Origin of the sequence: Streptomyces sp. NPDC001315 (assembly GCF_042896175.1) — a bacterium.
Taxonomy (GTDB): Bacteria; Actinomycetota; Actinomycetes; order Streptomycetales; family Streptomycetaceae; genus Streptomyces.
Genome location: NZ_JBIAWZ010000002.1, coordinates 289,347 through 301,583 on the forward strand (window position 1 = coordinate 289,347; position 12,237 = coordinate 301,583).

The following is a 12,237-nucleotide window of genomic DNA, read 5'->3' on the forward strand; positions in this document are numbered from 1 at the left end:
AGGCCCGTCCAGCAGAAGGCTGTGGCTGCGGGTCCGCCCCGAGTGGCCGCGGCCCTGTGGTCAAGGGGTGTGGCGGGGCCGGAGGGCGAGCAGCGCGGCGGCCGCGGCGAGTCCGGCGCCGGCCTGGACGGACCAGGCATGGTCGAACCCGGTGGTCGTGGCCTGCGGGGTGAGGGCGACGAGCAGGGCCACGCCCACGGCGCTGCCGATCTGACGGCTCATGTTGAGTACGGCGCTGCCGATCTGGCGGCTCATGTTGAGTACGGCGCTGCCGGTGGTGGCGCGTTCGGGGGCGAGGGTGCCTGCGGCGGCGAACAGCGGCGCCTGGGCCAGACCGCCGGCCAGGCCGACCAGGATCAGGCCCGGGAACATGCCGCCCCAGTAGTCGGGGGTGGTGTGCCCGGTCGCGATCCAGTAGGCGGCGGCGAGTGCCATGGCCGGCGTGCCGGTCACGGCGGGGGCGGTGCGTCCGAAGCGGCTCTGGACGGGTCCGGCGTTCATGGCGAAGGCGATCGAGGCCAGGGGGCCGGGGCGATGGAGACGCCTGCGCGCAGCGGGCCGAAGTGCCAGACCTCCTGCATGAACAGCGCGGTGCTGAGCAGGACGATGGCGAAGCCGGCGGAGAACAGGAACAGAGCCACGGTGGCGGCGGTGAACGGCCGGCCGGCGAACAGCTGCTTCTCGCCCGGCGCGCTGCTGCTGCCCGAGGTGCGCCGGCCCAAGGGTGCCGCTGTGCCGGACGCGGCTTCCGCCCTCGCACTGTTGCTGGCCGTGAGCCTGCTGGTGCTCGCCACCGTCGAGGGGCCGGGGTGGGGCTGGACGGACATCCGCACCGTGGCCCTGTTCGCGGCAGCAGCCCTGGCCGCTGCCGCGACCGTCGAGGGCACACTGCGCGCCAAGGCGCCGGTGATCGACCACGTCGAACCCGGCCCTGGCCAGCACTTCCATGCCCCGGTCGACCGCCATGAGCAGGTGACTGATTCCCCGGGCGTCCGCCACCCGCTGGGCCTGGGCCGGATGACCTCGGCGAGTGTTACGCAACCTCGGCGGGAACGTCGCGGACGATCTCGGTCAGCTCGCCGGAATCGATGTCGTAGAAAAGGCCGTAAATCTCAACGTGCTTCGGGGTGCCCGGGCTGTTGCGGATCAGGCTTACGTCGTAGTTGAGCGACTTTTCGAAGTCGGTGATGGCGATGCCGTCCCAGTCGTACAACGACGAGATGTCGGTGTGCTGCTCCTGTTTCCACGCAGCGGTGATTCCCTCCGCCGTGAAGGAGGTGGCACCGCAGAAGGAGTGGTGTACGACAACAACTCGCTCGATTCCGAAGAGGTGCTGGGAGACCGCGATCGAGCGAAGAGCCTCTGCCGCGCGCCCGCCCCCGACGATGAGGGGGAACACCGTCGCTGTGGAGCCGATCTTCCTGCCTGCCTCGTCGAGGAGAAGTTCACCGGGGTAGATCTCATCGCCGAAGTAATCAGCCACCGCTTGTGCGGCCCCGGCGGCCCGGGGGTCGAAGCAGTACATGACGATCGTCCTGACGGGAATCACGCTGGTGATGATCTTCCGAACCGCGGCTTCGTTGTAACCCGGCTGTCCTCGGAATGTGAACTCTGCAAAATTCGACACTGCCTGACTCCGCTTCTCATGGTGGTGACGATCTCCCGATGGACGGTGCCGTCGGGCACGGCAAGGGCGGCTCTCGCCGAGGGTGGTGCGGATCGCGAGCGTGGCTCGGACCCGGCCCGGACACCCTTCGGCGGAGGCTCACCCATGGTGGTGAGGGCTCTTCGCTACTCCCCCCACGGTCCGGCGGCCACGCCGCGCTCCATGGAGGAGACGCCGTCGGCTGCCCGCTCCTGCGCAAGGTGGTAGGCGATCGTGTAGGGAGGCGCGGCCGTCTCGGAGCGGGCACCGTGGGCGAGGACTTCGTCGGCCAGATGGCGGACCATCTCCAGCCGCGGATACGCGGCATGGATGCGCTCCTGTTCCCCGGCCACGAGGTCGGCGTTCTTGCCGAAGTCGATCCAGATGCCTTCGTAGGTGAGGTAGGTCAGCAGCCCCATTCGTTCGGGGATCTGCGGCGTGGTGTGAAGAGCGATGGCTTCCCAGACCTTGTCGACGTCTCCGGCGGGGGCTCCGAGACCGCTCAGCACGGCGGCGGCGAGATCGGCGCCCTCCATCTCGAAGCGGAGCCGGCCGGGTGCGTCCGGGCCCGTTCCCAGGTCGTGCATCACGTTGGCGGCGAAGAGGAGTTCCTCGTCGTAGTCCGCGTCGTTCAGAACTCCCCTGTGGGCGGCGAACAGGCGGGCCCAGTAGAAGCCGCGAATGCTGTGGTTCAGCACGGACGGGTGCACCGCAGCGCGGGCGGCGGCGAGGCTCGCCTCGACCAGCGGCCCGGTGGGGAGGGCGAGTACGTCGTCGTGCGACCTGTTCAAGAGGGCAGGAGGAGTTTTGGTCATGACTTGACGCTATGAAAGGGGATCTCGTGCGAAAAGTGGCACGGATGCCAACCAGCGCTACAGTCGTGCCACTATGAAGAACAGGCATCAGGTTGCGGTGCTCGTGCTGCCCGGTGTGCTCGCGCTCGAATTCGGCGCCGCGACGCAGATCTTCTGGACGGACCCGCACTACGAGCTGACCGTGTGCGCCGAATCCGGGTCCGGACCCGTAGCCGGGCCCGGATTCGCGATCACTGTCGGAGCCGGTCTCGAAGCGCTGGCGGACGCCGACACCGTGATCATCCCGGGTTACGACGACATCGACGCGACCCCGTCACCGGGATTCCTGACGGCGCTGCGGGCGGCTCACGCCCGGGGCGCCCGGCTCGTCTCCATCTGCACCGGGGCCTTCGCCCTCGCCGCGGCCGGACTGCTCGACGGGCGCCCCGCCACCACGCACTGGCGGCACGCAGAGGAACTGCGACGGCGCTACCCGCGCGTCAATGTCCTGCCGAACCAGCTCTACGTGGACGACGGCGACATCCTCACGTCCGCCGGCGTGACGGCAGGGATCGATCTGTGCCTGCACCTGATCCGCACCGACCTGGGTGCGGCGGCGGCGAACACCCGCGCACGGGACCTCGTCGCGCCGCCACGGCGACGGGGAGGTCAGGCACAGTTCATCGAACAGTTCCGCCCCGAAGCCAGCGGAGACGAGCTCGCTCCCCTGCGGGAGTGGATGCTCGACAACCTCGCGGCCACCCTCACTGTCGACGACCTCGCGGAGCAGGCCCATATGTCCCGGCGGACCTTGATCCGCCGCTTCCGCGAGGAGACCGGCACTACGCCGATGGCCTGGCTGACCGACGCGCGCATCGACCGAGCACGCGAACTGCTGGAGGCGAGCGCTGTGCCCGTCGAGCAGGTCGGCCGCCTCACCGGCTTCGGTGCTCCCGCTTCCCTGCGGGCCGCCTTCCACCGGCACCTCGGCACCTCCCCCCAGGAATACCGGTCTCTGTTCCGCCACAAGGCGGAGTCGGCGCAGACCTGACCGCGCGCAACCGCCGCCATCAGACCTCCGTGCCCCTCCGAGGAGATCACCTGACGTTGAATACGCACGCACCGGGATCCAGGTGCGCCGCGGCCCTCGCCGGCAGTGCAGGAAAACCTCGGTCAAGGCGCCGGCCTGGACCCCTCGCGGCCATGAGCGGGAGCGAGCAGCGGACGTGATGGCGCTGCTGTCGCGCCTGAGCGCTCAGGACGCGTGCGCGGTGGCCGGCTGGGACGCCTGTCGGGACCGGGATCGTGCCGTGAGCGGGAGTCCTCCGAAGGCGTGATCGGCAACGCCCTCCAGCGCGGCTGCGTCGAACCCGGCCTTGGCCATCACTTCCATGCCGCGGTTGACGGCCATGAGCAGTCGGCTGATCCCCCGGGCGTCCGCCTCGGGATCGAGGTCGCCATGGCGCTGCGCAGCTTGAACGCACTCGGTCAGTGAGTCCTCGATTCTCCTGAGGGCCTGCCGGACTCGTTCGCCGGCCTGCGGATCGTGGTCGACGCCCTCGACGACGAAGCCGGTCACCATGCAGCCGAGCCGGTCGGGGGCGTCGTGGACGAACCGCGCCGACTTCACGAGATATGCCCGCAGCCGTTCCAGCGCGGTCTCGTCGGGGCCTTCGAGCACGGCCGCCCACGCGGCCTCAGTGCGGTCGCAGTACGCCGCCAGCGTCTGCAGGTACAGCGAGCTCTTGTCGCCGAAGGCGGCATAGAGGCTGCCGCGGCCCAGCCCGCCCGCCCTGGCGATGTCGTCAACGCTCGTGCCGGCGTATCCGCTACGGCGGAACTGCCGCTCGACGGCCTGCATGACCTTGGTCCTGTCAAAACCCGGTGGGCGTCCCATGGGGCCAGCTTACAGGCCCCACAGGCATTCTTGACATCTCGTTCCAGAACTCCATAGGGTTCTTGACAATGCGGTCCAGAACTCTGCCGCCAGTCACTCACGGCATCCCCCGAAGCCCATGGAACGGATAGAACACGCATGTCTTCGCAAGATCAGATGACCCCTGTGAAAGCGCTGAAAGCGCAGAGGGGAGGCGGGGGCACGTCGAACGCACGGCCGGCTCTCATCCTCGCTGTGCTGGCCATGGCGAGTTTCCTTGGCCAACTCGACGTATGGATCACCAACGTCGGTCTGCCGAACATCGGGCAGGGCTTGGGTTCGACCTCTTTGTCGGACCTGAGCTGGGTGCTCAATGGCTACGCGATCGTCTTCGCCGCCCTTCTCGTCCCTGCGGGGCGGCTCGCCGACCGCTTCGGACGCAAGAGCGGCTTCCTTCTCGGCATGTCCGTCTTCGTGGCGGCGAGCCTCGGGGCGGCTCTGTCCGGCAACGTATGGGTGCTGGTCGTCTTCCGTGCCATTCAGGCGCTGGGCGCCGCCCTGCTGACCCCCGCCAGCCTCGGCCTGGTCCTGACGAGCGCCCCCGCCGACAAGGTGGAACGGTATGTCAAGATCTGGTTCACCGCGGGCTCGCTGTCCGGGGTGTGCGGACCGATTTTCGGCGGGCTACTGGTCCAGATCTCCTGGCGGTGGCTGTTCCTGGTGAACATTCCCGTCGGACTGCTCGCCATCGCGCTGGCCGCCCGGCTCGTGGCCAACGTCAAGCACGAGCAAGACGCCCGCATCCCCGACCTGCTCGGCGGCGTCCTGCTGATCGTCATGGTCGGCGCCCTGGCGCTCGGCGTGGTGAAGGCGCCCGACTGGGGCTGGTCGGACACCCGGGTCATCACGTCTCTGGTGGTGGCAGTGGTCGGGTTGATGGCGTTCCTGTTCCGCTCGTCACGGCACCAGGTGCCCGTGGTCGACCTTTCTCTGTTCCGTGACCGGATCTTCGCCTCGGCGAACCTCGCCGGCATGCTGCAACTGGCCTCGTTCGCCAGCCTCCTGCTGTCGACGATCCTCTGGCTGCAGAACCACTGGCACTACTCCGCCATCAAAACCGGATGCGCCAGTCTTCCCGGCCCGATCGGCTTCGCGCTGGCTGCTACTGCCAGTGAAACCCTCCAGCGCCGATTCCGGATCCCAGCCGGTGTCATCGCGGCGGTCGGCAGTGCGATCGCCTCTGCCGGCATCCTGCTCTTCGTCGTTCTCCTGCACAACGAGCCGAACTACGCTTCCGGAATCCTCCCGTGCTGGCTGCTCTTCGGGTTCGGCGCCGGCTTGGCGCTGCCGACCGTCGTCTCCTCCGCGACGGTCGGTCTGCGCCCCGAGCAGGCCGCTACCGGCAGTGCCATCGTGACCATGGCAACTCAGATCGGCTCGGTCGTCGGCATCAGCATCCTGGTCGCCATGCTCGGTACCGCCTCCGGTGGAGCCTCTCTGGAGACCTATCGGCACGCATGGTGGGCCGCGATGGCCCTCATGGTGGCCGCAGCTGTGGTGTCGCTGGGCGTGTCGCAGAAAAGGGCGGTGACAGTCCGATGACCGCGTCCGTTCCGGCTCAGGCTTCCCGCGCCGCGGCCCCCGGCAGCGGGCGGGCCCGCTGGCTCGGCCTGCTGGTGGTCTGCCTCGGCGTCATGATGGCCTTCGTCGACGTCACCTCCACCATCTCGGCCCTGGGCGACATACAAAGCGACCTGCACGTCACTGCGAGCACGCTGGTATGGATCACCAGCGCGTACAGCCTTGCCGTCGTGAGCTTCGTGATGTCCGCCGGGACCTTCGGCGACCTCGTGGGACGTCGGCGCGTGTTCAGCCTGGGTGCCGCCGTCTTCCTGGCCGGCAGCGTACTCGCTGTTTTCGCCGACAGCGCCGGCATGCTCATCACCGCACAGGCGATCGCGGGCCTCGGCGGCTCAGCCGTCCTGCCGACGAGCCTGGCGATTGTCAGTGCCACTTTCACCGACCCGCACGAGCGCACCGCCGCGATCGGCATCTGGGCCGCGTGCTCCGGGGTGGGCCTGGCCATCGGCCCGATCCTCGCCGGAGTCCTCCTCGAACACTTCTCCTGGCACGCTGTCTACATCGCCAACATCGTCATCGCCGGCGCGGCCCTCCTCCTGGCCCCGGTCTTCGTGGCCGAGTCCAGACACCCCACGCGCAAGCTCGATCTTGCGGGCCTCGTCCTGGGCACAGTGGTGACGGCCTCGGCCACCTACGCGATCATTCAGGGTGGCGCCACCGGATACACCAAGGCGCCGATCATCACCATGTATGTGGTCTTCGCTGTATCCCTGTTCATGTTCGTACGCGTAGAACTCCGCCACCCCGACCCCATGCTGGACCTGAGGCTCTTTCGGAGCGCTTCCTTCTCGGCCGTCATGGGCGTGGCTGCTGTCAGCGTTTTCGGACTGGTCGGTGTCGCCCTGCTCAGCGTGCTCTACATGGAACGCGTGGGACAGACCAGTCCCCTCGACGTAGGCGTGCGCCTGCTGCCGCTGTTCGGAACGTTCCTCCTGGTCACCGTGGTGTCCGCCCGGGTACTGGTACGCCGGGTCGGCCTCACACCCTTGATCACCGCGGGTCTGGTCCTCATCGGAGCCGGGTCTCTCGCGATGCTCGCGACCGATGCCTCGGGAGGTTACGGGGCGATGTGGCCCGGGCTGCTCGTGGCGGGCATCGGCGCGGGCCTGCTGACGGCGCCTTCGACGGCTGCCGCGGTCAACAGCGTCTCCCCACAGCAGGAGGGCATGGCGGCAGCAGCGGTGAACATGGCTCGTCAGCTGGGAACGGTGCTCGGCCCCAGTGTGCTCGGAACTGTCGTCACCAGTCGCTTCCCCCGGAACCTGCACGACCGCCTCGTCGAGGCAGGCATCCCCTCGCCGCAGGCGGACAGGATCGTGGAGGGGGCGTCACACGGCGGCGGCGGCGCGACAGACCTCCCCGCATCCCTCGCTCACGTGGTGGGAACCGCCGTACCGAGGGCGTTCACCGACGCCGTGCACCTGGGCAACGTCATAGGCGGAGTTGTACTGATCGTCATGGCCGTGCCTGCGGCGCTGTTCGTCCGCCACAAGGTTCACAGTCCCCGGACATCCGCCGAAGCGTAAGTGGTACGTCAAGGGGACGGTGTGAGGCGCCCACAGGACTTCTGGTCGAACAACGTCCCTCCGAACAACCGGTGTTGATCGCCGATCACAGCCATCAGCACCGGCACCGCCCGGGAACTGAGCACCGGTCACACGGGGGCCGGACCTCCGGGCGACGCCGTGATCGATCGTCGGCCCAGTTCAAGCCAGACAGAAACCGTGCGCTTGACGCCCCGCGTCGGCGTGCGCGCGAAAGGAAGACACCGGCATGGCCAAATTCCTGCTCAGCATCCACGTGCTGGCGGCGATCCTGCTCATAGGACCGGTCACCATTGCGGCCAGCTTGTTCCCGCGTTTCGCGCGCCAGGCACTGGCCGACGGACCCGAGCAGCAGTCGGCCGAGGGCTCGGTCCGGCTGCTGCACCGGATCTGCCGGGTCTACTCCGTGGTCGGCGTCTCCGTCCCGGCCTTCGGTGTCGGCACCGCCCAGGTGATGGGCGTGATGGGCAGCGCCTGGCTCATCGCCTCCATGGCGCTGACAGCGGTGGCCGCCGTCCTGCTGGGCATCGCGGTGCTCGGCACCCAGGACGACGTGGTCACCCAGCTCGACCAGCCCGAACAGACGTCGACCGCCGGGGAGGCCCTGATCGCCCGGCTGCCCCGACTGTCGATGATCACCGGCCTGTTCGCCCTCGCCTGGCTGATCGTGGTGGTCCTGATGATCGTCCGCCCCGGCTCGACGACAGGCGCATGACGGCTCGGCCACCGTATGGCCCCGAGCTCTTCCGGACTTGCCCACCGCCTCCACCCCATGAGCCGAGGCAGGCGCGAGCCGTGCAGGCCGGACCAAGGTTGGGTGACGCGCGCTCGTGGTGTCGTACCGGCCACGGATTGGTTGCGAGCCGGACTTTCCGCCGTAACCGCTTGCCGGCCTGGGGCAGCATGGCGACGCATGAGCCGTGGCAGAGATCGGTACGTCGACTTCCTGCGTGCCTGGGCGATTCTCCTTGTCGTGGGCGGCCATTGGTTGATCACCGCCCTCGTGCGCGGGCCGGACGGAGAGATCCGTGCGCCTGAGTTGCTGGCCACCGTTCCCTGGACGCAGTGGCTGACGCTGGTTTTTCAGATCATGCCGCTGTTCTTTCTGGCCGGGGGCTACGCCGCCGGCGGCTCCTGGGAACGGGCGCGGGCGGCCGGTGGGACAGCCGGGGGGTGGGTGCGGCAGCGGGTGTTGCGGCTGTTGCTGCCTGCCGCCGTTTACAGCGGGCTGGTGCTGTTCGCCCTCGGGGTCTGCGAGGCCGTCGGCGTGGACCGGGGGACCCTGGCGCTCGTGGGGTGGGCCATGGCCATGCAGTTCTGGTTTCTTCCGGTGTATCTGTTGCTCAGCGCACTGACGCCGGTCCTCCACGCGGCGCACCGGCGGCGCGGGGTACTCGTCCCGCTGGGTATGGGGGCGGTCGCTCTCCTGGCCGATGGGCTGGCGGTCGGGTTTCATGTGCCGGTTGTCGGGCTGCTCGACTACCTGCTCGTGTGGGGTGTGACGTATCAGCTCGGATTCTGTTGGCGGGACGGGATGTTCGGCGGGCGACGGGTGGCGCCGGCCGCCATGGCCGTCAGCGGCATCACGGCCTTCGTCGCGCTGGTCTCGCTCGGGCCCTTCCCCGTCAGCCTGATCCTCGTGACCGGGCAGACGCCCAGCAACACCAATCCCCCGTCGGCGGCCATGCTCGCGTGGGCGGTGGCGCAGGTCGGGTTGTGTCTGCTGGCCGCGCCCCTGGTGCGGCGCCTGCTGGAGCGCGGGCGGGTGTGGGGGGTGGTGCGGACCGTGGGGGGCGCCAGTATGACGCTGTATCTGTGGCACATGCTGCCGGTGCTGGTCGCTGCCGCCGCCTTCTATCTGACCGGGATCGCACCTCAGCCCGCGTTCGGGTCGGTGGCGTGGTGGGGGTTGCGGGTGCCCTGGCTGCTGGTGCTCGGGGTGGTGCTGATCGGGGTCGTGTGGGCGTTGCGACCCTTGGAGCGGGGGCTGGTGGTGCTTTACGAGCGGACCCGGCGCCCGGAAGCCGGTCCCCTTCGGCGGTCCTCCTTGCTGTGGCTCGGTCTCGCCGCGAGCGTCTGGGCCCTCGGCTACTTCGCCGGGCACGGCTTCGCCTACGACGGACGGTTCCCGGTACTGCCCGCGCTGGGGCTCGCGTTGGGCACGGGGCTGGTGATGCTCCCCGGCGTGAGGGCCACACCCCGGTCCGAGGAACAGGAACACGGGAGCGCCGTGGAAGAGGCCGCTTGACGCCTCGGCGGTCGGGCCCGTGTCGATCGGCCCTACGCTGCCCCCATGACAAGTGCCCTCATTTCAGCGGCGGTTGCCCTGATGGTGTCCGTCATCAGCTCGTTCGCCGCGCTGAGGCTGCAGACGGCACGGCTGCGCGCGGAGCTGAAGACCGAGTTCATGGCCGAGGAGGCGATCCGCCAGTTGCTGCTGCACCCGGACTGGGTCCAGCGCAGCTTCGAGCTGATCGAACGGCGGATAGGCGGGTTCCCCGCGGACGAACTCCGGCAGCTGCTCGTTCGTGCGGGTGCCGTGCGCTTCGAGGGCGCCGGGGGCAAGGAGATGTGGGGGCTGCGGGAGCGCAACCTGCGGCAGCTTCGGTAGCGGTTCGGCAGCGCCGATGCGGACCTGCCCTGATGCCGGGCGTGGCACGGCATGATGTGGCGTCGCGTGGCGTCGCGTGGTGAAGTCACGCCGAGCGCTTGCGTGCCGCCGTCTTCTTGGCAGCCGTTTTCCCGGCCGTCGCCGTCTTGGCAGCCGTCTTCTTCGTCGTGCTCTTGGCCGTGCTCTTCGTCTCCGCCGTCTTCTTCGCCCCGTGCGCCGACTTCGCCGTCGACTTCCTCGCCGAGCCGGAGGCAGCCGTCTTCTTCGCGGTGGAAGTCGACTTCTTCCCCCCGGTCTCCTTCGGCTGAGCCCGCGCCGACTTACGCGCGGCCGGAAGATGCCTGACCTCCGCCTCCTCCGCCTCCCCGCCCCGCGACTCCTGTGCCGCCCGTACGCTCTTCTCCAGGGCCGCCATCAGGTCGAGGACCTTGCCGCCGGTGGCCGGTTCCGGGCTCTCCGGAGGTGCCTCCCCTGCCGCCTTCGCGGCGATGACCTGTTCGAGGGCCTCGCGGTACTCGTCGTGGAGGTCCTCCATGTCGACCTCGCCCAGGGTGTCCATGAGGGCGTCGGCGAGGTCGAGTTCCTTGTCGTTGACGGTGACCTTGGTGTCGGGGGCGACGCCCTCGGGAGCGCGCACCTCGTCCGGCCAGAGCAGGCCGTGCATGGCGATCGCGTCCTCCACGACGCGCAGCATGCCCAGGCGCTCGCGGCCACGGAGGGCGAACTTGGCGATGGCGACCTTGTTGCTGCGCTTCAGCGCCTCGCGCAGCAGGGTGTACGGCTTGGCGGCCGGGGCGCCACTCGCGGCGAGGTAGTACGCGCTGTCCATGTGGAGCGGGTCGATCCGGTCCGCCGGGACGAAGGCCACGATCTCGATCGTCCGCGCCGTCGGGATCGGCAGCCGGGTCAGGTCGTCGTCGGTGATCGGGATGATCGTGCCGTCCGCGTCCTCGTACCCCTTGCCGATCTCCGCCGAGCTGACCTCGCGCTCCTCCAGTTCGCAGAACTTGCGGTAGCGGATGCGGCCGCCGTCCTCGGTGTGGAACTGGCGGAAGGAGATCGAATGGCTCTCGGTGGCGTTCACCAGCTTGATGGGGATGCTGACCAGGCCGAACGAGATGGCGCCGTTCCAGATGGATCGCACGTGCAGCACCCTTTCGATCGCTCCGACACCGTTTGTCATGAGACGCGCGCTATGTGTGGGATTCTCATCGTATGACGCCTATCACAGAGGTGGAGGGACGACGGCTCGCGCTCAGCAATCTGGAGAAGGTGCTGTATCCGGCGTCCGGGTTCACCAAGGGGGAGGTGCTGCACTACTACGCGACGACCGCCGACGTCCTGCTGCCCCATCTGCGTGATCGGCCGGTCTCCTTCCTGCGGTACCCGGACGGGCCCGACGGGCAGGTCTTCTTCACCAAGAACGTCCCGCCGGGTACGCCCGACTGGGTCACCACCGCCGAGGTGCCCCGGTCGGAGGGGCCGGCCCGGATGGTGCTCGTGCAGGATCTGGCCAGTCTGATGTGGGCCGCCAACCTCGTCACCGAGTTCCACACCCCTCAGTGGGTCGTCCAGAAGCCTGAGCTTGCCGACCGGATCGTCCTCGATCTCGATCCGGGGGCGCCCGCCACCGTCGTCGAGTGCTGCGAGGTCGCGCTGTGGCTGCGGGAGCGGCTGGCCGGCGACGGCATCGAGGCGTGTGCCAAGACCTCCGGGTCGAAGGGGCTGCATCTGGTGGCGGCGGTGCGGGGGGCGTCGTCCGAGCAGGTGTCGGAGTACGCGAAGGAGCTCGCCGTCGAGGCGGAGCGGGCGATGCCGCGGATGGTCGTCCACCGGATGACGCGGAGCCTGCGGCCCGGGAAGGTGTTCGTCGACTGGAGCCAGAACGCCGCACGGAAGACGACAGCGGCTCCCTACACGCTACGGGCGCGGGCGGAGCCGCTGGTGTCGGCGCCCGTGACCTGGGGGGAGGTGGAGGAGTGCGGGGCGCCCGCGCAGCTGGCGTTCCGGGCGCAGGACATCGCGCCTCGCGTGCAGGACTACGGCGATCTGCTCGCCCCGGTCCTCGACCCGGACCGTGCGGGCCCGCTGCCCTGACCGGACCGTGTCGGCCCGCTGCCCTGACC

General features: G+C 69.1%; 13 protein-coding genes. 7 read left to right on the forward strand and 6 right to left on the reverse strand.

From position 1 onward, the window contains the following. Positions 1 to 60 precede the first annotated feature (60 nt). From ACFY16_RS08435 to ACFY16_RS08450, 4 genes are all read right to left on the reverse strand, one after another. On the reverse strand, positions 61 to 501 hold the full coding sequence (locus tag ACFY16_RS08435) for a hypothetical protein (protein WP_390646331.1): 441 nt from the start codon (positions 499 to 501) through the stop codon (positions 61 to 63). Beyond that, positions 498 to 899 carry a hypothetical protein gene (locus ACFY16_RS08440; RefSeq protein WP_390646332.1) on the reverse strand — a complete coding sequence of 134 codons (402 nt, stop codon included), beginning with the start codon at positions 897 to 899 and terminating at the stop codon, positions 498 to 500. Before ACFY16_RS08440 ends, ACFY16_RS08435 begins: the two co-directional genes overlap by 4 nt. Positions 900 to 1,033: 134 nt before the next feature. Further along, positions 1,034 to 1,627, reverse strand: a complete 594-nt coding sequence (locus tag ACFY16_RS08445; RefSeq protein ID WP_390646333.1) for a carbonic anhydrase — start codon at positions 1,625 to 1,627, stop codon at positions 1,034 to 1,036. Positions 1,628 to 1,791: 164 nt separating this feature from the next. Beyond that, positions 1,792 to 2,460, reverse strand: coding sequence for an HD domain-containing protein (locus ACFY16_RS08450; protein WP_390646334.1), 669 nt, complete (start codon positions 2,458 to 2,460; stop codon positions 1,792 to 1,794). 73 nt (positions 2,461 to 2,533) lie between these two features. On the opposite strand from ACFY16_RS08450, the gene ACFY16_RS08455 reads away from it, so the two are divergent. Further along, on the forward strand, positions 2,534 to 3,490 hold the full coding sequence (locus ACFY16_RS08455) for a GlxA family transcriptional regulator (RefSeq protein WP_390646335.1): 957 nt from the start codon (positions 2,534 to 2,536) through the stop codon (positions 3,488 to 3,490). Between the two features lie 204 nt (positions 3,491 to 3,694). Here the strand turns inward: ACFY16_RS08455 and ACFY16_RS08460 are convergent, their stop codons facing one another. Beyond that, entirely contained in the window at positions 3,695 to 4,336 is a 642-nt protein-coding gene (locus ACFY16_RS08460) for a TetR/AcrR family transcriptional regulator (protein ID WP_390646336.1), read from the reverse strand. Between the two features lie 243 nt (positions 4,337 to 4,579). Between ACFY16_RS08460 and ACFY16_RS08465 the strand changes: the two genes are divergently transcribed. The 5 genes from ACFY16_RS08465 (at position 4,580) to ACFY16_RS08485 (ending at position 10,111) form a co-directional block, all read left to right on the forward strand. Then, on the forward strand, positions 4,580 to 5,917 hold the full coding sequence (locus ACFY16_RS08465) for an MFS transporter (RefSeq protein ID WP_390646688.1): 1,338 nt from the start codon (positions 4,580 to 4,582) through the stop codon (positions 5,915 to 5,917). Next, positions 5,914 to 7,482, forward strand: a complete 1,569-nt coding sequence (locus tag ACFY16_RS08470; RefSeq protein WP_390646337.1) for an MFS transporter — start codon at positions 5,914 to 5,916, stop codon at positions 7,480 to 7,482. Before ACFY16_RS08465 ends, ACFY16_RS08470 begins: the two co-directional genes overlap by 4 nt. A gap of 247 nt (positions 7,483 to 7,729) precedes the next feature. Then, positions 7,730 to 8,215, forward strand: a complete 486-nt coding sequence (locus tag ACFY16_RS08475; protein ID WP_390646338.1) for a DUF2269 family protein — start codon at positions 7,730 to 7,732, stop codon at positions 8,213 to 8,215. 198 nt (positions 8,216 to 8,413) lie between these two features. After that, on the forward strand, positions 8,414 to 9,748 hold the full coding sequence (locus tag ACFY16_RS08480; protein WP_390646339.1) for an acyltransferase: 1,335 nt from the start codon (positions 8,414 to 8,416) through the stop codon (positions 9,746 to 9,748). A 45-nt stretch (positions 9,749 to 9,793) separates the two neighbouring features. Then, entirely contained in the window at positions 9,794 to 10,111 is a 318-nt protein-coding gene (locus ACFY16_RS08485) for a hypothetical protein (RefSeq protein ID WP_390646340.1), read from the forward strand. A gap of 85 nt (positions 10,112 to 10,196) precedes the next feature. Here ACFY16_RS08485 and ACFY16_RS08490 read toward each other — a convergent pair whose 3' ends face one another. Further along, on the reverse strand, positions 10,197 to 11,264 hold the full coding sequence (locus ACFY16_RS08490; RefSeq protein ID WP_390646689.1) for a Ku protein: 1,068 nt from the start codon (positions 11,262 to 11,264) through the stop codon (positions 10,197 to 10,199). Positions 11,265 to 11,326: 62 nt separating this feature from the next. On the opposite strand from ACFY16_RS08490, the gene ligD reads away from it, so the two are divergent. Further along, entirely contained in the window at positions 11,327 to 12,208 is an 882-nt protein-coding gene (gene ligD / locus ACFY16_RS08495; RefSeq protein ID WP_390646341.1) for a non-homologous end-joining DNA ligase, read from the forward strand. Positions 12,209 to 12,237: the final 29 nt, after the last annotated feature.